The organism is Halegenticoccus soli (assembly GCF_002844195.1).
Taxonomy (GTDB): domain Archaea; phylum Halobacteriota; class Halobacteria; order Halobacteriales; family Haloferacaceae; genus Halegenticoccus; species Halegenticoccus soli.
Genome location: NZ_PEND01000004.1, coordinates 464,022 through 487,886 on the forward strand (window position 1 = coordinate 464,022; position 23,865 = coordinate 487,886).

The 23,865-nt window shown below is 70.7% G+C and carries 20 protein-coding genes and 1 pseudogene; 7 read left to right on the plus strand and 14 right to left on the minus strand.

The features are described 5' to 3' along the window. Positions 1-4: 4 nt before the first annotated feature. Positions 5-382: a DUF7522 family protein gene (locus CNO20_RS13550; protein ID WP_101296647.1), complete on the minus strand. Its 378-nt coding sequence runs from the start codon at positions 380-382 to the stop codon at positions 5-7. 124 nt (positions 383-506) lie between these two features. On the opposite strand from CNO20_RS13550, the gene CNO20_RS13555 reads away from it, so the two are divergent. Both CNO20_RS13555 and CNO20_RS13560 read left to right on the plus strand, forming a co-directional pair. Beyond that, positions 507-1,973 carry a DHH family phosphoesterase gene (locus CNO20_RS13555; protein WP_101296648.1) on the plus strand — a complete coding sequence of 489 codons (1,467 nt, stop codon included), beginning with the start codon at positions 507-509 and terminating at the stop codon, positions 1,971-1,973. 106 nt (positions 1,974-2,079) lie between these two features. Beyond that, positions 2,080-2,862 carry a CBS pair associated ParBc domain-containing protein gene (locus CNO20_RS13560; RefSeq protein ID WP_101296649.1) on the plus strand — a complete coding sequence of 261 codons (783 nt, stop codon included), beginning with the start codon at positions 2,080-2,082 and terminating at the stop codon, positions 2,860-2,862. Between the two features lie 96 nt (positions 2,863-2,958). Here CNO20_RS13560 and CNO20_RS13565 read toward each other — a convergent pair whose 3' ends face one another. The 4 genes from CNO20_RS13565 to CNO20_RS13575 form a co-directional block, all read right to left on the minus strand. Beyond that, positions 2,959-3,189, minus strand: coding sequence for a DUF7543 family protein (locus tag CNO20_RS13565; RefSeq protein WP_101296749.1), 231 nt, complete (start codon positions 3,187-3,189; stop codon positions 2,959-2,961). A 168-nt stretch (positions 3,190-3,357) separates the two neighbouring features. Beyond that, positions 3,358-3,498, minus strand: a complete 141-nt coding sequence (locus CNO20_RS23410) for a hypothetical protein (protein WP_199174845.1) — start codon at positions 3,496-3,498, stop codon at positions 3,358-3,360. A 168-nt stretch (positions 3,499-3,666) separates the two neighbouring features. Next, entirely contained in the window at positions 3,667-4,461 is a 795-nt protein-coding gene (locus CNO20_RS13570; RefSeq protein WP_101296650.1) for a DUF8054 domain-containing protein, read from the minus strand. A 156-nt stretch (positions 4,462-4,617) separates the two neighbouring features. Beyond that, the gene (locus CNO20_RS13575; RefSeq protein WP_101296651.1) at positions 4,618-5,958 is read right to left on the minus strand and encodes a S8 family serine peptidase; all 1,341 of its coding nucleotides are present in this window, start codon (positions 5,956-5,958) and stop codon (positions 4,618-4,620) included. Positions 5,959-6,162: 204 nt separating this feature from the next. Here CNO20_RS13575 and CNO20_RS13580 point away from each other — a divergent pair, with 204 nt between their 5' ends. Further along, the gene (locus CNO20_RS13580) at positions 6,163-7,338 is read left to right on the plus strand and encodes a M24 family metallopeptidase (protein WP_101296652.1); all 1,176 of its coding nucleotides are present in this window, start codon (positions 6,163-6,165) and stop codon (positions 7,336-7,338) included. A 34-nt stretch (positions 7,339-7,372) separates the two neighbouring features. Here the strand turns inward: CNO20_RS13580 and CNO20_RS13585 are convergent, their stop codons facing one another. The 3 genes from CNO20_RS13585 to CNO20_RS13595 all read right to left on the minus strand — a co-directional run bounded on the left by CNO20_RS13585 (position 7,373) and on the right by CNO20_RS13595 (position 8,788). Next, entirely contained in the window at positions 7,373-7,744 is a 372-nt protein-coding gene (locus CNO20_RS13585; RefSeq protein WP_101296653.1) for a cupin domain-containing protein, read from the minus strand. 100 nt (positions 7,745-7,844) lie between these two features. Next, a complete protein-coding gene (locus CNO20_RS13590; RefSeq protein WP_101296654.1) occupies positions 7,845-8,153 on the minus strand; it encodes a PDGLE domain-containing protein in 309 nt (102 codons plus the stop codon). Continuing rightward, positions 8,150-8,788: an energy-coupling factor ABC transporter permease gene (locus tag CNO20_RS13595; RefSeq protein WP_101296655.1), complete on the minus strand. Its 639-nt coding sequence runs from the start codon at positions 8,786-8,788 to the stop codon at positions 8,150-8,152. Before CNO20_RS13595 ends, CNO20_RS13590 begins: the two co-directional genes overlap by 4 nt. A gap of 230 nt (positions 8,789-9,018) precedes the next feature. On the opposite strand from CNO20_RS13595, the pseudogene CNO20_RS24375 reads away from it, so the two are divergent. The 3 genes and pseudogenes from CNO20_RS24375 to CNO20_RS13610 all read left to right on the plus strand — a co-directional run. Then, positions 9,019-9,996 (plus strand): annotated as a pseudogene (locus CNO20_RS24375) (metal ABC transporter substrate-binding protein); the annotation flags it as partial. Positions 9,997-10,245: 249 nt separating this feature from the next. Next, entirely contained in the window at positions 10,246-11,340 is a 1,095-nt protein-coding gene (locus tag CNO20_RS24380; protein ID WP_394337266.1) for an NAD(P)/FAD-dependent oxidoreductase, read from the plus strand. Between the two features lie 2 nt (positions 11,341-11,342). Next, a complete protein-coding gene (locus CNO20_RS13610) occupies positions 11,343-13,076 on the plus strand; it encodes a nucleoside recognition domain-containing protein (RefSeq protein WP_101296657.1) in 1,734 nt (577 codons plus the stop codon). 63 nt (positions 13,077-13,139) lie between these two features. Here CNO20_RS13610 and CNO20_RS13615 read toward each other — a convergent pair whose 3' ends face one another. From CNO20_RS13615 to CNO20_RS13630, 4 genes are read right to left on the minus strand one after another with little or no spacing between them, the layout of a single operon-like run. Beyond that, positions 13,140-13,820, minus strand: coding sequence for a cobalt-factor II C(20)-methyltransferase (locus CNO20_RS13615; RefSeq protein ID WP_101296658.1), 681 nt, complete (start codon positions 13,818-13,820; stop codon positions 13,140-13,142). Between the two features lie 27 nt (positions 13,821-13,847). After that, the gene (locus CNO20_RS13620; RefSeq protein ID WP_101296659.1) at positions 13,848-14,453 is read right to left on the minus strand and encodes a MogA/MoaB family molybdenum cofactor biosynthesis protein; all 606 of its coding nucleotides are present in this window, start codon (positions 14,451-14,453) and stop codon (positions 13,848-13,850) included. Continuing rightward, on the minus strand, positions 14,450-15,745 hold the full coding sequence (locus CNO20_RS13625) for a GTP-binding protein (RefSeq protein WP_101296660.1): 1,296 nt from the start codon (positions 15,743-15,745) through the stop codon (positions 14,450-14,452). The genes CNO20_RS13620 and CNO20_RS13625 overlap by 4 nt, the downstream gene beginning before the upstream one ends. After that, positions 15,742-16,986, minus strand: coding sequence for a GTP-binding protein (locus tag CNO20_RS13630; RefSeq protein ID WP_101296750.1), 1,245 nt, complete (start codon positions 16,984-16,986; stop codon positions 15,742-15,744). The genes CNO20_RS13625 and CNO20_RS13630 overlap by 4 nt, the downstream gene beginning before the upstream one ends. 329 nt (positions 16,987-17,315) lie before the next feature. On the opposite strand from CNO20_RS13630, the gene CNO20_RS13635 reads away from it, so the two are divergent. Then, on the plus strand, positions 17,316-18,293 hold the full coding sequence (locus CNO20_RS13635) for a DUF7282 domain-containing protein (RefSeq protein ID WP_101296661.1): 978 nt from the start codon (positions 17,316-17,318) through the stop codon (positions 18,291-18,293). 105 nt (positions 18,294-18,398) lie between these two features. Here the strand turns inward: CNO20_RS13635 and CNO20_RS13640 are convergent, their stop codons facing one another. Continuing rightward, a complete protein-coding gene (locus tag CNO20_RS13640) occupies positions 18,399-20,384 on the minus strand; it encodes an LVIVD repeat-containing protein (protein ID WP_143423214.1) in 1,986 nt (661 codons plus the stop codon). Continuing rightward, entirely contained in the window at positions 20,381-23,851 is a 3,471-nt protein-coding gene (locus CNO20_RS13645) for a M14 family zinc carboxypeptidase (RefSeq protein WP_101296663.1), read from the minus strand. The genes CNO20_RS13640 and CNO20_RS13645 overlap by 4 nt, the downstream gene beginning before the upstream one ends. Positions 23,852-23,865 lie beyond the last annotated feature (14 nt).

Genomic DNA, 23,865 nt, shown 5'->3' on the forward strand with positions numbered 1-23,865 from the left:
ACGCTCAGTCGATCATCTCGACGAGCGCCGACGCCACCTCGTCGGAGCGGCGCATCGTCAGCCCGTCGGTCGTGACGAACACCCCGGCGTCGTCGCTGGTGATCCGCGTGACGTACCCGTTCTCGAACGACCGTACGGTGTGTTCGTACTCGCCCAGTTCCGACCCCCGGTAGGCGGTCTGCGCGCGGAAGCCCAGCGTCTCGTGCTCGACGAAGCCCGCGAGGTCCGCGTCCGCCTCCAGATCGGATCGGAGGTAGACCTGCTCGTACGCTTCGGGGGTGAAGTACGTGATGCTCCGGAGGCTGTCGCCGACGATCGTCCGACACGCCCGCTGGAGGCTGTCGGCGAACTCGTCGCTAACGAGGTCGTCCCGTTCGTCCATAGATGACACACGACACGAACCACGTCGGCATAATTCCATCGGCCCGCATCGGTCAAATCGGACGCCGACACGGTCACGCGGACGTGACGGTAGGGTTTTCCGTCGCGGGGGCCACGATTACCGTATGGTAAACCGGCTGGTGCTCGGCTGCGGGCCAGTTGGGCGCGACATCGTCGAGCACGCCGTCGAGCAACCCGGCGACGTGCGCGTGCTCACGCGGGAACGAAGCTGGGTTACCGCCCTTCGGGAGGAGGGGATCAACGCGATCGAGGGCGACCCGACCGACCCCGGAAACTACCCCGAATCGGCGGAGGTGATCGTCCTGGCGAGCGAACGTCCGGACCGGAACCTCGCGGCGGGGCGAGTCGCTCGCGAGCACTTCCCCCGCGCCCTCGTCGTCGCCTACACCGGCGTCGGCGCGGACGAGGAGGCGAAGGCCGGCCTCGCGGGCATCGCGGACCGCATCGTCGACCCCGAGGCGGCGCTCGTCGACGCGTTTCTCGGAGCCGTCGTTCGGAGCCCGGCCGTCGAGTTGCGCCGACTGTTCGGCGTGCTGCGCGACCTCGACGGTCCCCTCGCCGTCGTCACGCACGACAACCCGGACCCGGACGCCATCGCCAGCGCGCTCGCGCTCGCCCGCCTCGCGGGATCGGTCGGCGTCGACGCCGACGTCTGTTACTTCGGCGAGATCTCCCACCAGCAGAACCGCGCGCTCGTCAACCTCCTCGATCTGGACCTCAGGAACCTCGAACGCGGCGACGCGCTCGACGAGTACGGCGGGATCGCGCTCGTCGACCACTCGCGGCCCGGGGTGAACGACGGACTGTCCGGCGACACGCTCGTGGACGTGGTGATCGACCACCACCCGCCGCGCGCGCCGGTGGAGGCGCGGTTCGTCGACCTCCGGAGCGACGTGGGCGCGACGAGCACGCTCCTCACCGACTACTACGAGCGGCTCGGGATCGATCCGGACCCGACGGTCGCGACGGCGCTCCTGTACGGCATCCGCGTCGACACGAAGGACTTCGCCCGCGAGGTCTCGGCGACCGACTTCGAAGCCGCCGCGTTCCTGCTCCCGCACGCGGACGTCGGCGTGCTCGAACGGGTCGAAACCCCCAGCGTCGGTGCGGAGGTGTTCGAGACGATGGCGCGGGCCATCCGCAACCGCGAGATGCAGGGGTCGGCGCTCGCCACCTGCGTCGGCCGGATACGGGACCGCGACGCGCTCGCCCAGGCGGCCGACATGCTGCTCGACATGGAGGGCGTGAAGACCGCGCTCGTCTACGGGTTCATGGAGGGGATGGTGTACGTCTCCGCGCGCGCACGCGGGACGACGATCGACCTCGGCGAGGCCCTGCGGGACGCGTTCGACCAGATCGGCAGCGCCGGCGGCCACGCCGACATGGCGGGGGCGCAGATCCCGCTCGGTATCCTGGGCGACGTCGAGGACGACTCCGCGGAGTCGCTCGCGGAGATCGTCCGGGACATCATCACCGGTCGGTTCTTCGAGACCATCCGGACCGCCCCGAGCGCCCCCGACCGGGAGACGAGCGAGGAGCTCGCCTTCGAGTACCCCATCGACGGCGAGTGAATCGAGTTCGACGCCTTCCTTCCGGCGGTTCGCCTGGCGGAGCGACGATCGTCCGCCCGAACGAACAGTCAGCACGCTTTTAGCCGCCGTCGACGTACCGCCCGCCATGAGCGGGAAGGCCACCGTGAAAGAGTACATGACCAAGGACGTGGCGACCGTCTCCCCCGACGACACCGTCGCCACCGTGGCCCGGCGCATCGCCGAGAGCGACGGTCACAACGGCTTTCCCGTCTGTCAGGGCCGCAAGGTCGAGGGGTTCGTCACCGCGCGGGACCTGCTTCTCGCCGACGACGACGCGCCCATCTTCACCGTGATGACCGACGACATCATCGTCGCCCACCCGGAGATGAAAGTGACGGACGCGGCGCGGGTCATCCTCCGGTCCGGCATCCAGAAGCTCCCGGTCGTCGACGACGCCGGCAACCTCGTCGGGATCATCAGCAACACCGACGTGGTCCGGAGCCAGATCGAGCGCGTCACGCCCGAGAAGGTGGGGAAGCTCATGCGGACGCTCGAACAGATCCACGACACCCGGGTGACCCAGGAGCGCCGGAAGGTCGATCTCGACCGGCTGATCCCCACGCAGGGGCGCGTCTACGCCGACGAACTGGAGGGCCGACGGTACGAACTCGAACGGGGGCTGGCGGAGCCGCTCGTCGTCATCGACAACGCCGGGACGCTGCTGCTCGCCGACGGCCACCACCGCGTGATGGCGGCGCACAGCCTCGGCGTCGAGGAAATGGACGCCTACGTCATCGTCGTCGAGGAGGGCGTCGAGCTCGGCATGCAGCGCACCGCCGAAAAGGAGGGGCTGAACTCCATCGGGGACATCGCCGTGGTCGACTACGCCCGCCACCCGCTCGTGGAGACGATCGAGCGGTTGCAGTAGCCGAGTCGCCGCCGGCTTCGGTCCGCGGCGCGCGGAGGCGGGCCGGGCGTCGAATCGGCGCGCCGGATCGGAGCGTCGGATCGACGGGTCGCCGGCTCACGGCTCCGCATCGTACGCTTCGCGCCAGGCGGCCGCCAGCGCCGACGCCTCCTCGCGGGTCGCCGCGGTCTCGCGCCTGTACAGCGCCCCCTCCGGGGCCTGAAACAGCCTGTCGAGGCGGACGACCCACGTCCCGCCTGGCAGTTCGCGCAGCCGAATCGTCGCGTTGCCGTCGGACCGTTCCCACTCCGCGCGAGCGCCGCGGACGTCCCGCTCCGTCCAGCTCACGCCGCCGCGTTGGGCGGCCGTCGTCAAGGAGCTGTCCGCTCGGGGCTCGTTCCGGCGGTCGGCGAATCGCCCGTCCCCGGATCGACGCGGTCGTCTCGCCGACGAGCGACGTGGAGGGGCCACGCTGCCGAGCGACGCCGACGGAGCGTCGTCAAAACCGGGCCGGCCTCACGCCCCCGAGAGCGGACCGGTCGTCGTCCCGCAGGACGGGCACACCGGGTAGCCGAGACGGTCGTAGTCGATCGCCGTCGCCTTGTCCGTCGCGCCGCAGGCGGAACACCTGAAGTACGACTCCCCTTCGAGTTCCATGCGCCGACGGTCGCGGCGTCGGACCTTAGTTAATAACCGACAAAGGAGCCGTCCGGCGTCAGTTAACGACTGTCAAAATCGATCGAACCGGGCGCGAAACCGGGGAACGGAGGCGCGGCGAGCGGCGGGGCTCTCACCGCCCGCCGTTTCGAGGCGGCGGACGGGGTCTCAGTCGCGGAGTTCGAGCAGCCGCGCGCCGCAGCCGTCGCAGTCGTAGACGATCACCTCGGCGACGTGGCAGCAGGATTCGACCGTCTCGCGCTCGAACGTCGGCGTCCCGTCGCAGGTCGGACAGAAGGGCAGGAACACGCGGAGCCCGGCGAGGAGCCGTCCCTGCGTCGCCCTGCCGAGCGAGTCCCACTCGGGGATCCGCTCTCGGAGCAGCGGCGCGGCACCGAGATCGGCGAGCAGGGCCTCCCGCGAGCGCCACCGGGCCGCCTCGCTGCCCCCGTCGGTGACCGCACAGCCGTCCGACCGGATCTCGATGCCCGGTTTGGTGAGCCCGAGAAGCTCCCCCGCCCGCCGCTCGGGGGCCTCGAGCGCGTCGTCGACGGCCCGCCGCCACTCGCGCTCGAACGCCGGCGCGACGCGCAGATCGTCCCCCGCCGGTTCCACCGCCCCGACGGCGGTGAGCCGCTCCTCCACGTCGATCTCCGACGGATCGACCGCGTCGACGTCGGCGGCGGAGGCGGCCGGGTCCTTGCCGAACCACCGCAGGACGCGCGCGGGGAAGTACCGCTTCGTCAGCGCCGGCGTTCCGGGGACGAGATACCCCCGCAGGTAGATCGCGACCGCGGCGACGAGGGCGAAGGCGACGCCCGCGGCCGGCGAAACGAGTCCGAGCGCGACCGCCCCGACGGCCGTCAGCCCGAGGTTGACGATCGTACACGGCAGGCAGCGGTTCTCGCCGGTGTACTCCGGCCGTCGAAGCCGTCCGACCTCGCTTCGGATTGTTTCGATCATTCGTTCGTTCAAATCGGTACATCCGTAATAAATTCTCGCGTCGGCGCGGTCCTCCGGTACCTCGTCGGGGAGGCCGTCCGGAACCGGCCGGTTCCTGACGGCTCCGGACGGCTCCGGCCGCACCCCGCCACCCGCCGCTCGCCGACAGCGACGCTCTCAGTCTCGCACGGCGGCGAGGGGGTCGACGAACCCGGAGCCGTAGTACGCCTTGTCGTAGCCCGCGGGAACCTCGGCCGCGCGTTCGAGCGCCGATTCGACCTGGTTCGCGTTGTAGCCGGGGTTGACCGACTTCACGAGCGCGGCGGCGCCGGCGACCTGCGGCGCGGCCATGCTCGTTCCGGCGGCCCAGCTGTAGTCGTACGCCACCCTCGCGACGGTTCCGTCGTCGTCGAATTCGGCCTCGGCGACGGTGCTGAGCACGAGGTCGAGGTACCACGGGAGTTCGGACCCGATCGCGTCCAGGTACGCGTCGCCGCCGGGGGCCGCGAGGTCTATGGCGTTCGTCCCGTAGTTCGTGTAGAAGGCGGGGCTGTGGGCGGGTTCCTCGTCAGCCCCGGCGGCCGCGGCGTCCCACTCGAAGCCGATCGGGCCGGTCGCGCTGACGCTCAGCGCCTGCGCGGCCTCGTTCGGCAGGCTGACGAGGTTCTTGTCGTGCTGGAGATCGGCGGCGTCGTTGCCGGCGGCGACGACGAGCAGCGTCCCCTCGCGGTTCGCGTAGGTAGTCGTCCGGTTGAGCGCCTTGCCGTAGAACGAGCCGAGCTCCCGCCGCGGGAGCGGGTACGCGCCCAGGCTCATGTTGGCGACGTCGCAGTCGATCTCGGCGCTGTAGACGATCGCCGCGAGCACGTCGCCGAAGGTCGCGCCGCCCTCGCGGGAGAACACCCGGCAGTCGACGATCTCCGCCCCCGGCGCGGTTCCGACGACGCCGGCCCCGTTGCGGTCGTCGGCCGCGACGATCCCGGCGACGTGCGTGCCGTGGTACCCGGCGAACGGGCCGCCCGCGTCGTAGCCGTCGCCGGTGAAGTCCCGCGAGAGGTCGAGGTTCACCGCGCGTTCGAGGTCCGGGTGACCGGCCGCGACGCCCGAGTCGATGATCGACACGCGCGTTCCCTCGCCCCGGGTGATCTCGTGGACCTCGGGAATGCGCTGGACCTGTTTGTCCCACTGGAGGTCGTAGAGGGGTTCGTCGGTCGCGCCCCCGGCGGGAACGGCGTCGTTCGCGTCGGGGTCGTCGAGCCGCAGTTCGAGGTCGGGTTCGAACGACCGGAAGTCCCTCTTCACCGCGCTCGCCCGACCCTCGACGACGGCGAGGTCGACCGCCGAGAGGTCGTGGATCACCTCGTAGTCGCCGCGCCCCCCGTTCCGGCGGGACGCGCCGCTGGTGTCGACGACGAACCGGTCGGTGCGCTCCGCGGCGGCGACCGTCGATCCCGCCGCGATTCCCCCGATCACTCCGCCGCTCACCCTGAGAAACGTTCGCCTGGTCTGTCGAGGCATACGATACGACAGCGCGTTCACAGTATAATCTTTGCGGAGTGTGTTCTTCTCTGAAACTATTATTTCGGTAACTGTAGTTTATCGGCTTCTGCTTCGGAGGGAAGCGTCGCCCGTCGGGAGGCGTCACGAACGAGCTGTCCGCCGGCGGACGTCGCGAGGTCGACGTCCGCTAGCTATTTCCCCCGCGGGGAGAAATCGGCGCGCATGACTCCGTTCGAGCGCCGAACGCGCGAGTGCCAGGCTCGGATGGCGGACCTCGGCGGCGAGGGTGCCGCCTCGTCCGCCGCACATCCCGGCGACGATCGCCCCGCGGCGTCGGATCGGGACGGCGCGGCCGACCTGCTCGTGCTGTTTCCGAGTCCGAACCTGTTTTACCTGACGGGCTTCAGCGAGTCGCCCGGCGAGCGACACCTCCTGCTCTTCGTCCCGCCGGCGGGCGACCCGACGTTCCTCGTGCCGGAACTGTACGGCGAGCAGGTGAGAGAGGAGTCGTGGGTCGAGGACGTCCGGACGTGGGGCGACGACGGGGATCCGATCGACCACGTGCGGGAGGCGGTCCGCGACCTGGGGATCGACGACGGCCGCGTTCTCGTCGACGACACGCTGTGGGCGCGCTTCACGCAGGACCTCCGGCGGACGTTCCCGGAGGCGACGTTCGGGCTCGCGAGCGAGGTGCTCGCGCCGCTGCGCCGCCGGAAGGACGAGGCGGAACTCGACGCAATCCGGCGCGCCGGCCGGATCGCGGACCAGGTCGTCACGGAGATCCGGGCGCTCGGCGGTGGGGCGATCGGGATGACCGAGGCCGAACTCGCGGCGGAGATCGAGCGCCGCCTCGCCGACGCGGGCGGCGAGGCCGTCCCCTTCGAGGTGATCGTCGGCTCCGGGCCGAACGGCGCGAAACCCCACCACACCCACGGCGACCGCGTCGTCCGGTCGGGCGACCCCGTCGTCCTCGACTTCGGGACGCGGGTGGACGAGTACCCGAGCGACCAGACCCGGACGGTCGTCTTCGAGGGCGATCCCCCGGCGGAGTTCCGGCGGGCGCACGACGCGGTCCGGGAGGCGCAGGACGCCGCCGTGGCGGCCGTCGAACCGGGCGCGACCGCCGGCGAGGTCGACGCCGCCGCCCGGGAGGTCATCGAGGCGGCGGGGTACGGCGACCGCTTCATCCACCGGACCGGCCACGGCGTCGGCCTCGACGTGCACGAGGAGCCGTACGTCGTCGCCGGGAGCGACGTCGAACTCGAGCCGGGGATGGTGTTCAGCGTCGAACCCGGGGTGTACCTCCCCGGCGAGTTCGGCGTCCGCATCGAGGACCTCGTCGCCGTCACCGAAGACGGGTGCGAGCGGCTGAACGGCAGCGACCGCGGGTGGACGTAGCGCCTCCGCTCTCGACGCGGCCGGGGTTCCGCGCCTACCCGGGGAACCCGGTCAGCGACCAGTCCGTCTCCCCCGTGTCGGCGAACTCGGGGGCGCTCACGAGGACGAACGCGCTTTCTGTGTCCCCGTTTCGGATCTGGCGGGTGGCGTCCGAGGAGATCCAGACCGCGTCGCCCGCGTTCATCGGCACGTCCTCGCCGTCCACGGTCACCGTGGCCTCGCCCTCGATGAGGATGTACACCTCCTCGTGCTTGTTGTCGCTGTGGTCGTGCTTCCGCCCGATCCAACCCGGCTTACAGCGCGCGATGGTGACGCCGACCTGCTCGGTGTCGAGCGGCTCCCTGAGGAAGTGCATCGCGTCCCCCACGCGCTCGACCTCCTGATAGTTGACTTTCGAATACGTCATGTGGACCGCTTCGTCCGGTGGCGATAATAAGATTTGTTGAGTTTTACCAAGGTATCCGTCGGCGCGAGCGCCGACATCGTCCGGGACGACCCGCGGACGCTCAGTCGGTCCGCAGCGCGCGTCCGAGGCCCGCGGCGGCGGCGAACGTGAGCCCCGTCCCGACGATCCCGGCGAGAAGCGTGCCGAGGTACGGGCCGACGCCGGAGACGGAGTACTCGGGGAACGCGCCGGGGTTGATCGTCGTCTCAGCGGCCGTCGCGCCGGTCGCCTCCGCCGCGTTGTCGAGCGGTTCCGCGTACCCGACCGCGTCCGCCCCCCAGGCGAACGCGGGCGAGAGCGCGACGAGTACGAGAACGCCGAGCAGCGCCCTCCGGGACCACCCGCGCCGGGCGAACGAGACGCCGGTCATGCGCGGACGCCCTCGACCGCGTCGACCCGATCGTCCCCGCCGGCCGTCGAGAGGAAGCGGACGGCGGCCAGCGTGCCCAGCCCCTCGCCGATGCCCAGCAGGAGGTGTCCGCCGGCCATGACGGACGCGACGGTCAGGAGTTCGTAGCCGAACGCCGGCGAGAGCCCGAGTTGCAGTCCGGCCGAGAGCGCCGCGGCGGTGACGCCGATCCACCCGGCCGCGACGACGGCGAGCGGTTCGCTCCGGTCGGCGAGCGCCCGGTACACCGCGTATCCGACGTACGCCTCGACGACCGCCATGTTCCAGACGTTCGCGCCGAGCGCGAACAGCCCCCCGTCCCCGAACGCGAGCGCCTGCACGACGACGACGACCGCGACGCTCAGCGCGCCCAGGTGGGGGCCGAGAACGATCGCCGCGAACGCCCCGCCGACGAAGTGGGCGCTCGTCCCGCCGGGGATCGGCCAGTTCAGAAGCTGCGCGGCGAACACTCCCGCCGAGACGACGCTGAAGAGGCGGAGGCGCGATTCGGTCAGCGTCCCGCGCGCTCGTCGGACCGCGAACGCGGCCCACGCCGCAGCGAGTGCGAGGAACAGCGCTGCCATCCACGGGTGCAGGAATCCGTCCGGTGTGTGCATGTGCGAACCACGTCTCGCCGTCCCACGATAGTTTTACCGACTCCGTCACTCCGCGCTCCGCCTGAAGGACGCCAGGGGCGACCAAACGCGGGCGCGACGGGAACCGACTCGGCGAACGACGCCGAGCTCGCTCCGGCCGGATTAACAACACTGATGTTCCTGGTATGAGTGATTACTAAAATAGTAGGGGAAAATAATAACTTATGTAGGAGCGTTCCATAGCGGACGGCATGGAACGAACGCGGAGAGACGCGCTGAAGCTCGGTGCGGGGACGATCGCGGCGGGGCTCGCCGGCTGTCTGGGATCGAGCGGTGAGATCCCCGGGGGCGGGGGATCCCGCGAAACCCCGGAAGCGCAGGCGTCGTTTTTCGTGCTGTACGACCTCGCCCGCCACGTGGCGGGCGGCGCGGCGACCGTCGAGAGCATCGTCCCGTTCGGGCAGCACAGCCACGGGTGGGAGCCGCCCGCGGACGTCCAGCGGACGGTGTTCGAGTCGGACGCGTTCGTTTACATGGGCGAGGGGTTCCAGCCGTGGGCCGACGACGTCGTCGAGAACCTCGAACGCGACGCGCCCGACGTGACCGTCGTCGAAGCGCGTCGCGGCATCGACCTCATCGAGGTCGCGGGGGAGGGCCACGACCACGGTCACGACCACTCCGGCGCGAGTGACCACGGCGACGAGGGCGGAAACGGGACCGACGACAAACACGACGAGCACGGTCACGAAGCGAACGGAGGCGGCGGCGATCACGGTGGTCACGACGATCACGAAGACCACGGCAATCATGGCGACGAGCACGGCGACGATCACGGCGCTGAGGATCCGCACTTCTGGCTGGACCCGCGGCGGACGAAGCGCGCCGTGGCGAACGTCCGCGACGGATTCGTCGAGGCGGACGGCGACCGCGAGGAGACGTACGCGGACAACGCGGACGCCTACCGGGAGAAGCTCGACGACCTCGATGCGACCTTCGAGTCGGTGCTGTCGGACCGGAGCCGCGACGTGGTGCTCGTCGCCGGGCACAACGCGTTCCAGTACCTCGGCCACCGGTACGGATTCGAGGTGCACGCGCTGACGGGGCTCGCTCCGGACTCGGAACCGAGCCCGAAGGACGTCAGGATGGCCCAGGGGGTCATCGAGGAACACGGCATCGAGCACGTCCTCGCCCCGGCGCTGGAGTCGGACCGGGCGGCGAAGCAGCTGGTCGCGGAGACCGACGCGAAGGAGGTACTGCCGATCACGCCGCTCGCCGGGCTGACCGAGGAGTGGCGGCGGAAGGACTGGGGGGTATCTGGAGATCATGGGGGAGGTCAACCTCCCGTCGCTCCGGAAGGCGCTGGGGGCGGCGTGACGGCGAACGAGTCCGACTCGGCGGCGGCCGAAGACCCGCCCGGCGCGAACGCGGGCGACGCGGTCGGAACTGGCACGGCCGAGACCGACGCCGAGACCCTCGACGTGGCGGTGGTCGGCGCGGGCGCGGGGGTCGTCCTCCGCGACCTCGGGATCGACCGGTTCGCCCTGCTCGAACGCGACGAGGTCGGCGCGTCGTTCCGGCGGTGGCCCGGCGAGATGCGGTTCATCACGCCGTCGTTCCCGAGCAACAGCTTCGGGGCGCGCGACCTCAACGCGGTCACGCTCGACACCTCGCCTGCGTTCGCGCTCAACCGCGAGCACCCGACGGGCGACGAGTACGCCGAGTACCTCGAAGCGGTCGTCGAGTTCCGCGACGTGCCCGCGCGGACGGGGATCGACGTGCGCGACGTGGTGCCCGACGGCGACGGGTTCGCGCTCGAAACCTCCGCGGGGACGATCCGGAGCCGCTTCGTGATCTGGGCCGCGGGCCAGTTCCGGTACCCGAGGCGGTCGCCGTTTCCCGGGGCGGCCGCCTGCGTCCACAACGTCGATGTCGACTCGTGGCGGGCGTACGCGGACGCCTGCGACGACGAGCGCGCGGTTGTGATCGGCGGGGCCGAGAGCGGAATCGACGCGGCGCTGGCGCTGTCCGAGCGCGGCCTGCGCGTCGCCGTGATCGACGAGACCGGCCCCTGGCGGCTCCGGTCGCCCGATCCGAGCGAGGTCCTCTCTCCGTACACGGCGGAGCGGCTGAACCGGGCGCTCGACGACGGCGCGGCGATCGACCTCGTCGCGGGGAAGCGTGCGACGCGGGTCGAGCGGACGGGGGAGGGGTACGCGGTCCACACGGACGACGACGGGCGGTTCGTCACCGGGAATCGCCCCGTTCTGGCGACCGGTTTCGAGGGGAGCGTCGGACTCGTCGAGCGCCTGTTCGAGATCGAAGGCGGCTACCCGGCGCTCACGGACAGGGACGAGTCGACCGAGACGCGGGGGCTCTTTCTCGTCGGCCCCCACGTCCGTCACGACGGCCAGCAGTTCTGCTTCATCTACAAGTTCAGACAGCGGTTCGCCGTCGTGGCCGACGCGATCGCGGAACGACTCGGCGTCGACCGATCGCCGCTCTCGGAGTACCGGGAGAAGGGTATGTTCCTCGACGATCTGTCCTGTTGCGACCCGGAGCTCTGCGACTGCTGAGCATGGACGGTCGACGCGACGTAGTCGTGATCGGCGAGGAGGGCGTCGGGAAGTCCTCGCTCGTGGCCTCGCTCGCCGGCGGCGGTCCGACGAGCGGGAACTTCCGGGGAACAACCGTCCGGAGCGAGGCGTACCCTGCGGGCAAGTACAGGTTCGTCGACACGCCGGGAATCGCGCTCGGGGCCGACACCGCGACGACTCGGGAGGCAGTTCGCCGGCTCGACGGGACGGACCTCGCGCTCCTCGTCGTTCCGGCAACCGACGTCGACCGCCACCTGCGCGAGCTGCTCCCGCTCGTCGAGGGGAAGACGGGCGCGGTCGTCGTAACCTTCTGGGACAGGGTCGACGACGGCGCGGACGCCCGCGAGGCGATCGACAGACTGCGCGACGATCTCGGGGTGCCGATCGCGCCGGTCGACGCCCGTTCGGTCGACCGGATCGACGGCGGACTCGGCCGCGTCGATGGCGGCGCGGAAGTCGTCGGTGTCGGCCGCGGCCGTCAACGAGACCGCCGCGGCGGTCGAGGAAGCGCCGACCGCGTCGTCCGCGCCCTCGAACGCGCCGAGCCGTTTCCGGGTCGCGTCGGGGCGCACGTCGGGTGGCGGATCGAACCCCCGGAGACGGCGCTCGAACGCCCGTACCTCGGTCCGCCGCTCTGCGCCTCGGTTCTCCTGCTCCCGGCCGTCGCGGCCGTTCTCTTCGCGAACGACGTCGCCGCGGGCCTCGATACGGTAGTCGGGAACGCGCTCCGACCGGCGGTCGAGAGCGCGTCGGGACTCCCGAATCCGCTGAGCGCGGTGCTGGCCGGCGACTACGGCCTCCTCGCCATGGGGCCGTTCCTGTTCGTCTGGGCGGGCCCGACGATGCTCGTCTTCGCCGCGTTTATGGGGGCGTACAAGGCGAGCGGGTTGCTCGCGCGGCTCACCGCCGTCCTCGATCCCTACACCCGTCTCGTCGGTCTGACCGGACACGATCTCGTCCGCGTCGTCACGGGCTTCGGGTGCAACGTGCCCGCGGTCGTCGGCACCCGGAGCTGCTCGGACTGCACGCGGTGTACGACCGTCTCCGCGATCGCCTTCGGATCGGCGTGCTCTTATCAGTTTCCGGCAACCCTCGCGGTGTTCGCCGCCGTCGGGGAGCCGTGGCTCGTCGTCCCCTACCTGCTCGTGCTCGCCGTCACGACGCTGATCTACCTCCGGCTGATCGCCCCGGCGGAGGCGCGACGCGCGCCGTCGGCCGCCGGGAGGCGGGCGTTCCTGACGCGACCGAGCGCCCGGGCGCTCGGCCGCGAAGCGTGGGATTCGATCCGGAGCTTCTTCTGCACCGCGCTCCCCGTCTTCGCCTGCATCTGCGTCGTCGCGGCGCTCCTCGACTGGATCGGCGCCATCGACGCGCTCGGCGGCGCGCTCGCCCCCGCCGCGGGGGCCTTCGGCCTCCCGCCGGAGGTGGCGCTCGTCGTCGTGCTGGCGTCCGTCAGAAAGGACGGCATCGCGCTGCTCGCCGCCGACGGCGGCGGCACGCTCGCGGGGGTCTCGCCTCTCGGCGTGCTCGTCGCCGTCTACCTCGCGGGCACCTTCCTCCCGTGTCTCGTCACGGCGTTCGCCGTGGCGAAGGAGGTGTCGCCGCGGTACGCCGCGACGCTCCTGTGCCGTCAGGCGCTCGCGGCGCTCGCCTTCTCGTTCGTCATCGCCCGCGGCGGAGAGGCGCTGTCCGCGGCCGCCGGGGCGGTTCCGTGACGCCGAGTGGGTCTCTGTCGTCGGTAGCCACCGGACGCGGGTTTGGCGGCGGCGGCGCGACGCCTACTCGAACAGCCCGGTCGCGTCCCGTTTCGAATCGCGCTTTTCGGCGTACGCGAGGGTGTAGTAGTCCCTGTCAGCGAGGGCATCGGGGTCGTCGGTGACGACCGTCTCGCCCTGCCGCATGAACAGCCGACGGCCGAACGTCACGTCGTAGCCCGCGTCCGCCAGCTTCTCGCCCGTCGCGGGCGCGTCCGTCACTTTGAACAGGAGCATCCGTTCCGGTCCGATCGGGGCCTTGCCGCCCGCCGCCTCCCGGAGCGTCAGTTCGCTCCCGGCCTCGATTTCGACGCCGAGCGCGGTCGCGAACGCCGTCACGGCGCTGACGCCGGGGACGACTTCCACCTCGACGTCCGGGTGGAACGCCGAGAGCGTCCGCCGGAGGTGTCCGAACGTCGAGTACACGTTCGGATCGCCGAGGGTGACGAACGCGACCTCCCCCTCGCGGGCCTCGGGTGCGACGACCTCGGCCGCCTCCTTCCACGCGCTGCGGAGCTCGTCCGGGTCGCGCGTCATCGGGAAGTCGAGGTCGCCGATCTTCTCCTCGGGGACGTGTTCGAGCGCCACCGACCGCGACAGCCGACCCGGCGAGTACACCACGTCGGCCGCGCGGAGCACCTCTCGACCGTGCAGCGTGAGCAAGTCGGCCTCGCCGGGACCGAGTCCGACGCCGTACAGGGTCATCGCTTCCGTCTCCGCGGCGAACGAACGTCAATCACGCGCTCTCCCCTCCCCGTCCGCGTCTTCGTGGAGGTGCCTCGTCGCGAGTCCGGCGAGGTGGGGCGCCTCCTCGACGATGATCGCCTCCGTCGCCAGGCGGACCGCGTTCGCGCTGCCCGGGAGGACGAACACCGGCGCGCCCCGGGCGATTCCCGCGACGGCGCGCGTCGCGACGGCGCGCGTGCCGATCTCGTCGTACGAGAGCCGCCTGAACAGCTCGCCGAAGCCGGGGAGCGTCCTCTCGAAGAGCCCCGAGACGGCCTCGACGGTCACGTCGTCGGCCGTGACGCCGGTTCCCCCGGTCGTGATGACCGCGTCGACGTCAGGGCGGGCTATCGCCCGCTGGACGGCCGTCCGGACGCGCGCGTAGTCGTCGGGGACGAGCTTCCGGACGGCCGCCGCGTGGCCGCGCTCGCGCAGGATCGCCTCGATGGCGTCCCCGCTCTCGTCCGCGGGACCGTCGTCCGCGCCGTCTCGGCTGCGCGAGGACGAGACGGTGACGACCGCCGCGTAGAGCGGGTCGATCACGTCGTGCCCGTGGTCGTCGAGCGAGCGCCGGTCCTCGATCGGGACGGCGGGCGTCGGTCGCTCCGTCATCGGTTCGCGGCCTCCGGCGCGAGTCCCGAGGAGATCGAAACCAGTTCCTCGGCCGGCGACGCCGGGAACGGATTCTCGAACTGATCCCAGTCGGCGCTCATTTCCTCGTCGGTCAGGAGGCACTCGTCGAGCGTAGCGACGAGCGCGTCCGCGTCCAGGTCCCGTCCGATGAACACGAGCTTGATCTCGCGGTCGCCCCACGTCTCGTCCCAGTGCACGTCGGGCTGGGCCCGGCGGTAGGCGTCGCGCTGGCGTTCGGGCAGGCTCGCCACCCAGCGGCCGTTGACGTCGACGCGCACCTGCGCGCCCGCCTGACCCAGGTTCAGCGCCTGCCGCTCGCGGCCGGCGACCCACACGAGCCCCTTCGAGCGGAGCGGGCCCGTTGGGAAGCCGGACAGCCACTCGACGAACCGCTCCGGGTGGAAGGGCCGGTGCCGCTCGTACACGAACGAGTCGACGCCGTACTCCTCTGGCGGATGGAGGTGGTCGTGGTCGTGATCGTGACCGTGTTCATATCCGTCGCTGAGGCCGTGACCCGTGTCCCCCTCCGCGCCGCGTTCCTCGTCGGCCTCGTGCCGTTCGAGCGCCCGCTTCCAGCCGGCCGACTTGCGCGCGATCTCGGCGTCGAACCGACCCGTGTCGATGATCAGCTCGGGGTCGACCTCCCCGAACGTCGTCCACGCGAGGCGGGCGTTCGGCTGGAGCGACCGCAGGAGCCGCCCGACCTCCGCCGCGTCCTCGTCCCCGACGAGGTCGCGCTTATTGACGAGGAGTACGTCACAGAACTCCACCTGTTCGACCAGCAGGTCGGACAGCGGGCGCGTCCCGTCACCGTCGGGACCGACCCGCTCGGGGTCGCGGGAGGCGAACGCCCGGAGGAACCGCGGCGCGTCCACCACCGTCACGGTCGTGTCGAGGCGGTACCGGTCCGCCGCCGGACCGCGGCCGGCGAACACCTGCGCGATCGGCGCGGGCTCGCCGATTCCGGACGCCTCGACGAGGAGGTAGTCGAACTCGTACTCCCGGGCGAGCCGGACGACTTCGTTCCGGAGCTCGCCCCGCAGGCCGCAGCAGATGCACCCGTTCGAGAGCGCGGCCACGGCGCTCTCCCCGCCCGAGAGCGTCGTCCGCCGCTCGACGAGGTCGGCGTCGACGTTCACCTCGCCCATGTCGTTCACCGCGACCGCGACGTCGCGGCCGTCGTCCGCCGAGAGGAGGCGGTTGAGCGTCGTCGTCTTCCCCACGCCGAGGCTCCCGCTCAGTATCGTCACCGGAATGCGTTCGCCGGTCATAGTTCGATCGAACCCGTCCGGTCGTCCGCGTCCGCGAGCGCCATCTCCCGCTGACCCTCCGGTGAAAATGGATCGGGGAACGCCCCCCAGTCGGCGTCCATCTCCTCGTCGGTCAGGAGACAGTCGTCGAGCGCGGACGCGAGCCCCTTTTCGTCCACGTCCCGGCCGATGAACACGAGTTGGACGCCCCTGTCGCCCCACTCGTCGTCCCAGTCCTCCTCGATACCCGGCCGCGCGGCGAAGTACCGCTTTTGTTCTTCCGGGGGGAGCGTGGCGAGCCAGGTGCCGGCGGGACCCGCTCGGACCGACTGCCCGGCCTTGTCGAGCCCCATGGCGACGTCCTCGCGGCCCGCCGCCCAGAAGAACCCCTTCGCGCGAATCACGCCGTCCGGCAGGTCGCGGAGGAGGTCGGCGATCCGCTCCGGGTGGAACGGTCGGTCGCGGTCGTAGACGAAGGAGACGACGCCGTGCTCCGCCGCGGCGTCCTCGTGGTGGTGACCCTCCTGGAGCTCGCGCTTCCAGCCGGCCGACTGGCTCGCGCGGGCGAAGTCGAACCGCCCCGTGCCGAGGATCTCGTCCGGGTCGACCGCGCCGTGCTCCGCGCGGAGGATCTTCGCGCGCGACTGCAGCGCCCGGAGGGTCGCCTCGATCGTCTCCAGCTCCTCGTCGGGGACGAGATCGCACTTGTTGAGCACGAGCACGTCGCAGAACTCGATCTGGTCCACGAAAACCTCCTCCGGGACGCGCGCGTCGTCTGGGGCCACCGCCGCGTCAGTCAGCGCCCGCCCCGAGTCGAATCCGCGCCAGAAGCTGTGAGCGTCGACGACGCTCACCATCGTGTCCAGTTCGTAGACGCCGGTCGGGTCGAACTCGGCGTCCTCGAACCCGCGCGCGAACGTCTGTGCGACCGGGATCGGCTCGCTGATGCCCGACGACTCGACGAGGAGGTAATCGAAGTCGCGCCGCTCCGCCAGCCGGCCGACTTCGTCGAGCATGTCGCCGCGGAGTCGACAGCAGATGCACCCGTTCGAGAGCTCGATGATCTCCTCGTCCTCCTGGGAGAGCTCCGACTCGCGCTCGACGAGGTCGGCGTCGACGTTCACCTCGCCCATGTCGTTGACGACGACGGCCGCGTCGAGCCGACGCTCCGCGTTCAGCACGTGGTTCAGGAGGGTCGTTTTACCGGCTCCGAGAGCGCCGCTCAGGACCGTAACCGGGGTCGGATCGGTGCTGGATCGCATGCTCATTGTTATAGATGAAGAAATATTTAATAATAATTATTATCCAGTTGGCCCTTCAGGACATTTTTCTGGTGTGATATATGTGATAATCATTATTTATCCTTCGAATCGCGCGTCGCCGAGAAATATCGGGAGAAAATCATTTCGGCGCGCCCTCCGAGAGTCGTCCGCCCGAATCGCGGTTGTGATCGAGGGCCGGCGTCGGGATACCGTGGCGAGGTCGTCGTGAATTTCTCGAACCGGAGATAGTGCCGACGCCGGACATAGTGTCAATTAACCAAGTGTTTTTGGTCGTGGAGTTCCTTCTCTTCTCCGCGTCGTGTCTAACCATGAACAAGAGTAACGATAGTCGAGACGGTCGCGGTACGGAAGGAACCGGAACGGTCGACGAGCCCGTCGACTTCGGCCTCTCGCGGCGGGGGTTCCTCTCCGCGTCGGCGGTCGGCGTCGGCGCGCTCGGGCTGTCAGCCGTCGCTTCCCCCGCGGCGGCGCAGGGGGGTGACGGCAACGGCGAATCGGAGCCGTTCTCCGTCGTCGAGTTCACGAACCAACCGCTCGACGGACGATCCGTCGTCGTGGACGCCGCCCTGCTCTCCGAGGGCGGCTTCGTCACGATCCACGACGCCGGCCTGTTCGAGGGCGACGCGATCGGGAGCGTCGTCGGCGTCTCGGAGTTCCTCGACCCCGGCGTCCACTACCTCGTGGAGGTGGAACTGACCGACGGCGCCGACCTGAGCGAGGGCCAGCCGCTCGTCGCGATGCCGCACCTCGACACCAACGGGAACGAGCGGTACGACTTCGTCGAGACGGAGGGTCAGGAGGACGGCCCGTACGTCGAAGCCGGCCAGGCCGTCGTCGACCTCGCGCTGGTCGGCGCCGACGAGGACGGGACGGACCAGTTTGCGACGCTGGAGTTCTCGAACCAGCCCACGAACGGGTCGTCCGTCGTCGTGGACGCGGTCGCCCTGTCGGACGGCGGGTTCGTCGCCGTCCACGACGCGAGCCTCCTCGAAGGGGACGTGATCGGGAGCGTCGTCGGCGTCTCGGAGTTCCTCGAACCGGGAATCCACTCCGGGGTGCAGGTGCCGCTGTTCGACGTGCCGGGCGCGAACTTCGGGACGCAGACGCTCGAAGGGACGCAGCCGCTCATCCCCATGCCGCACCTCGACACCAACGGGAACGAGCGGTACGACTTCGTCGAGACGGAGGGCCAGGAGGACGGTCCATACGTCGAGGCCGGCCAGGCCGTCGTCGACCTCGGATTCGCGACGGTCGCCGGCGGCGACGGCGGAAACGGCGGTTCCTGAACGCCGATCGCTCGCGCTCGCGTTTCGCTCGGGTCGAGGGGTCCCCGGTCGACGACGCCCGGCACGTCGCTCGGCGGCACTCGCGGCGCGCCGGTCGTCGGGAACCTATTCGTTCCCGTGCTCCCGAATTCTCCCGACGAGCCGGCGCGCCGCGTTTCTGAACCGGTACAGCGCGCCGCCGGTACCGGCGATCCCGACCGCGCCGAGCGCCCCGGAGTTGGCGCCGAGGACGACGTTCTCCTCGGTCGTCTCGGGCGCGGGCGTCCAGGTCTCGCCGCCGTCGAGGCTGTACTCGACCGGTCCGAAGGTGTACCGCCTCGAGGCGTCGAACCCGGAGGGTGCCTCGGCGAAGTACGTCAGCGTGTCGCCGCGGACGGGGCGGTCGAACTCGACGCGCGTCGTTCCGCCCGCGGTTTCGGTGCTCACGCCCCCGCCGACGACCGTCCACTCGCTCGGCAGCCGATCGCGGACGCGGACGGGACGATCCGCCGCGACCGCGACGTCGACGCGGTTCGTCTGCCCGGCGACGAACGCCGACCCGTCGTCCTCGCGCTCCGCGATCACGTCCGCGCGCCGCCCGGTTTCGAACGGGACGTGCTCGTGGCGGATCGCGTAGACGCCCGAGTTGATGTCCGAGGCGAACGTGACGCCGCCGCGCTCGACGGCCGCCCACGTGAACGGCGCGGCGGTGTTCAGCCCCTCCATCTTCGACTCCTCCGGGACGTCCCGGTGCGGCAGGTAGTAGCCCTCCTCGTCGAGTTCCCAGCGGTCCCCCGTGCGGTCGATCCGGAGGTAGCGCACGCCGCCGTGGTAGTGGGCGAGGTGGACCCACCCGCCCGCGGCCACGTCGAAGTTGTGCGGGCTGAGCGTGAAGTCGTCGAACGTCGCCTCCGACCGCCACTCCCAGACGTCGAGTTCGGCGAGGTTCGGCGACCCGTCGTAGCCGTCGTCGAGGCCGTCGGCGTCGAGGAGGTGGATCGTCCCGGTCGTCCCGTCGGCCCGACTCGGCGTCTCCTGGCCCGCCACGACGATCCGCTTGTCGCGGGTGAGCGCCGGTGCCGGTTCGGCGTAGTGGGCCGCGCCCATTTCGAACCGACCGATCTCCTCGACGTCCGTCGGATCCGAGAGGTCCAGCACGCGCAGACCCGCGTCCCAGTACGACAGGTAGCCGTACGGCCTCCCCGTCCGCGGGTCGTCCTGGACGACGATGTCGTGGACGTACGCGAGGCCGCCGTCGAGGTCCCCGTCGGCCAGATTCCCGTCCGGCGTCCACTTGTTGACGGGGACCAACGCGCCCGTCGTCCGGTCGAACTCCAGCACGTACAACCCCGCGGTTCCGTCGTTCAGGTCCTTCACCGCGAAGACGTACTCGCCGCCGTCGATCCGGTGGTAGCAGGCGTTGTGCACGCCGGTCGTCCAGCCGTCGTACGAGCCGACGACGCGGGGGGCGTCGGGGTCCGAAACGTCGACGGCGACGACGGCCCCGGCGCTCGGGCTCGCGGACTCGCCCTCGACCCCCGGCGTCGGGTCCGTCTCCTCGAACAGCGCCGTGTAGGGCTGTTTCGACAGGAAGACGTAGTCGCCGTCGTCGCTGACTTTGACGTCCATCACCGCCGACGCGGGGTTGTCGTTTCGGACGAACGAGCGAACCCGGAGCTCGGCGTCCCTGAGCTCAGAAAGCGTCCGCGCGCCGTTGAACTCGCTCACGTCGAGGATCGCCATCCCGCGGTCGTTCGTCGGGTCGTCCGACGAGAAGATCCCGACGTAGGCGTAGTCGCCGACCGCCCGGATCTCCGTGATCGCCCCGTAGTGCGGTTCGTCGGGGCGCCCCGACTCGCTCGACGGGCCCGCGCCGCCGAGGCTGTGGTAGTCGAGGAGCTCCGTTCCCTCGGCGCGCCGGTGCTGGTTCGGGTCCGAGTGGTCGTGGTCGCCTCCGCCGGCCGATGCGTCGCCGTCGTCGCCGAACCGGTGCGCGCTCGCCGTCCCCGCCCCGAGGGTCGCAGCGCCGCCGGCGACGGCGGCCGCGCGGACGAACCCGCGCCTGCTCACCCGCCGTCGAGCCCCCGCCCCGGATCGGCGGTCGGCGCTCACGTGCTCACCCCGGCGACCGCGTTCTCGTCCTCCGTCCCGTCGACGGGTGTCCACCGGTCGCCGTCGACGGAGACCTCGACCGGGCCGAACTCGTACACGTTCGTCTCGGTCAGCCCCTCCGGGGTCTCGACGAGATACGAGTACCGCGCCGTCTCGTCGGCCGCCGCCGTCCCGAAGTAGACGTACTGGACGTCGCCCGCGTCCTCGATGCGCGTCACGTCGTCGGAGTGCTCGGTCAGGACGGTCCACTCCGCCGGCACGGCGTCGCGGACGGCCGCGTCCAGCGACGGCGTCACGGCCAGCTCGACGCGGTTCGTCTGTCCGCCGGTGAACGTCGAGCCGTCGTCCTCGCGGGAGCCGTCGACCGTGAACGGCGGCTCTTCGCCCTCGACTTCGAACGGGCCGCCGCCGAACGCGCGCTCGCCGTCCGCGGTCCGGCGCACCTGCCGGAACCCGAGCGCGTTCGTCAGCGCCAGGTAGCCGAGGAACGACGTCGTGTAGTCGAGCAGGCCGAACGGGTGGAGGTTCGCCTGCGACGCGGGCGGCAGGAGGCCCCCGATCACGTGAATGCCGGTGCCGTCGCTCTCGCTCCGGGTGAGGGATCCGGCGGAGACCGCCCCGCCCGTCGTGGCGGCGATCGACGGCACCGCGTCGCCGGACGCCGCCGCGAGCCTGAACGCCTCCTCGTCGACGACCGACATCGGGGCCTCGTTGCCCGTCGAGTAGCCGAGGGGCGCGATCTTCCAGAGCGCCTTCTGGACCGGCCGGGCGTCTTCGAGCAGCGGGTGGTCCAGGTCCTTCTCCCCGAGGTGGGCGACGTAGAACCGCTCTTCGGTCACGTCCCCGGGTGAGACCGCGTTCGCGAGGTCGTTCTCCATCGCCCCGAGGAGCCGGACGCCGGCGTCCGTCAGCACGAGGTTCCCGCCGTCCCCGACGAAGGCGTCGAGGGCCGCGACGTACTCGCCGTCGTGCGCGGCGTCGTCGTGGATCAGGACCGCGTTGTCGTAGTCGGAGAGCGCGCCCGCCTTCACCTCGTCGACGGTGACTGGATCGACCGCCCCGCCGTCGGCCACGGCGTCGGCGTAGTCCTCGAAGAAGCGCAGCGGCGTCACCTCGTAGGGCCGCTGTTCGTACCCGAGCGCCTCCTCGGGGTCGGGGTGGGGTCCGGAGGACGCGAGCGTGGCGACCCGCACGTCGACCTGTTCGGCGGCGTCGATCAGGTTCTCGACGCGGACGGTCCACGTCCCGGCCTCGGGCTCGCGGACGGTCCACTCGGGACCGCTGCAGCACCGCCCTCCGGCGGCGTGCTCCCCCGCGTCGGGGTCGAACGCTCTCGCCACGTCGCCGCTCGGCGCGACGAGTTCCGTCCGCAGGAGCGCCTCGTGGGCGTGGACGTGGACCGAGAGGGTGTGGAGCCCCCCGGCGACCTCGAACGCCGTCGAGAGCGCTCCGAGGGCCTCGACGCGCTCGGACTGCACCGACGCGCTCGTCGTCGTCTCGGTCTCCGCGCCGGGGAACGTCGCCTCGATCTCGTACTCCGAGGCCGCGTTCGCCCAGGTCTCGACGACGAACGCGTACTCGCCCTCCGCGTCGAGGCTCGTCGCGATCGTCTCGGGGTTGTTCGCCGTCTCGGCCGCCGCGATCCGGTCGCCCGCGGGGTCCTCCAGGTAGAATTCGAGGTCCTGCCCGTCGGGCGTCCACGACAGCGACGCCTCGACGCGGGTCGGCGGCTCGGCGAACTGATCCGTGTGGAACGTGTGCTCCGCTCGCTCCTCGGCCCCCGTGACGCCGGGGCCGATGAGCCCGCCGTAGGTGAACGTCGGCCCGTCGCTCGACGCGAACGAGAGGTCCTCCGAGGAGCGGGTGAGCGAGTCGGTGACGACGTAGGCGGTCGATTCGCCGCCCGTCTCGACGGCGGCCTCGAACTCGTCGTCGGTGTTCGGCGTGTCGCTGTTCCGCACCGCGAAGTCGGCGATGGTCCGGACGGCCGTCACGTAGCCCGTCACCTGCATCTCGACGAGTTCGGGGTTGAAGGCGTTCGACCCCGTCATGTGCGAGTAGGCCATCTCGAAGTCCATCGTCGTCATCCCGAGCCCGCCGAGCTCCTCGGGGTGGGCCATCCAGTCGCCCATCGCCCCCGAGACGGTGTAGCCGATGGTGTCCCAGATGGTGCTGTAGTCGTACGCCTGCTCCGGGAGCGTGCCGAAGCCGAGCGGTGCGGGGTTGAATCCGCCGGTGATCTCCTCCTGGAAGTCCGCGGCGGTCACCCACGTCGAGAGCGCCTCCTCCAGCGTCTCGTCGATGACGCGGTTCATCCCGTACAGCTCGTGGAGCGCGCGGACGTCGAACTGGTCCTGGCTTATGAGCCCCAGCACGAACTCCTTCGAGTTGAGCATCCCGTGGAGGTCCGCGCCGTAGTTCAGGTTCTCGTAGCCGCGGAAGTGCTCGACGATCGCCAGCGCGTCCGTCACTCGTTCGAGGGATCGGTCGGCGGGGTCGTCCGGCTCGCCCGGGTAGTGGGCGGGGGAGATCCAGCCCACGGTCGGGTACTGCCGGTTGGTGTCGTACACCCCCGCGTTCCCCCGCTCGTAGAAGGGGACGACGGGGACGCCCTCGTCCGGGCCGAGCAGCTGCCACCCGCTCTCGTACTGGGGGTGCTTTGCGACCCAGCCGTCGGGGTTCGTGTAGCAGAAGATCAGCACGACGTCGTCGAGCAGCCGCTCGATCTCGGGATCCTCGCCCCGGAGCAGGCGCTCGACGTACCGCGAGCCGGCCTCCGCGCCGGCGCGTTCGAGCCCGTGCAGCGAGAGGCTGTAGAACACCTTCTCCTTCTCGCGGAAGGCGTCGGCGTCGTCGACGTCGTTCGTCACCTCGGCGACGTAGACGCCCTTCGGATCGGGCCGCGCGGAGAGCTCGTTGTAGTGCCCGGGGCTCCTCCCGATGGAGTACACCCGGAGGCGGTCGCCGTGCTCCGATTCGAGGCGCTTCAGCCCGTCGATCAGCTGCTCGTAGTCGACGAAGTCGACGCTCCGCTCCGGTTCGGGGAACACCCCGAAGGGGTAGTAGCCGAGCCGCCAGAACGGGTTCGAACCGGGCGAGTGCGACAGCTCCTCCGCGGTCGGGATGTCGGCGGCCGCCTCCGCTTCGGTCGCCGTCAACCGGGCGTACCCGGCCGGGCGGGGCTCGGTCGTCGTCACCGCGTTCGGAACCAGGGCTTCGAACTCCGAGAGCCCCGACTCGTCGGCGAAGGTGACGAGCGTCGGCACGGCGAAGTCCGCGGGCGTGTGGTTGACGACATACTCGTACTCCGCCGTCATCCGCTCTGAGGACACGTCCGCCGCGGCGTTTCCGGGGAGCGCGAGCGCCCCGGCGGTCGCCGCCGCGAGGCGGACGAAGTCGCGCCTGTCAATGTCTACCTCGGAGAACCGGTCTGTGCGTCCGTCTGTGTCGTTCGGTCCGTGTGTCATCCTTCCGAAATGGG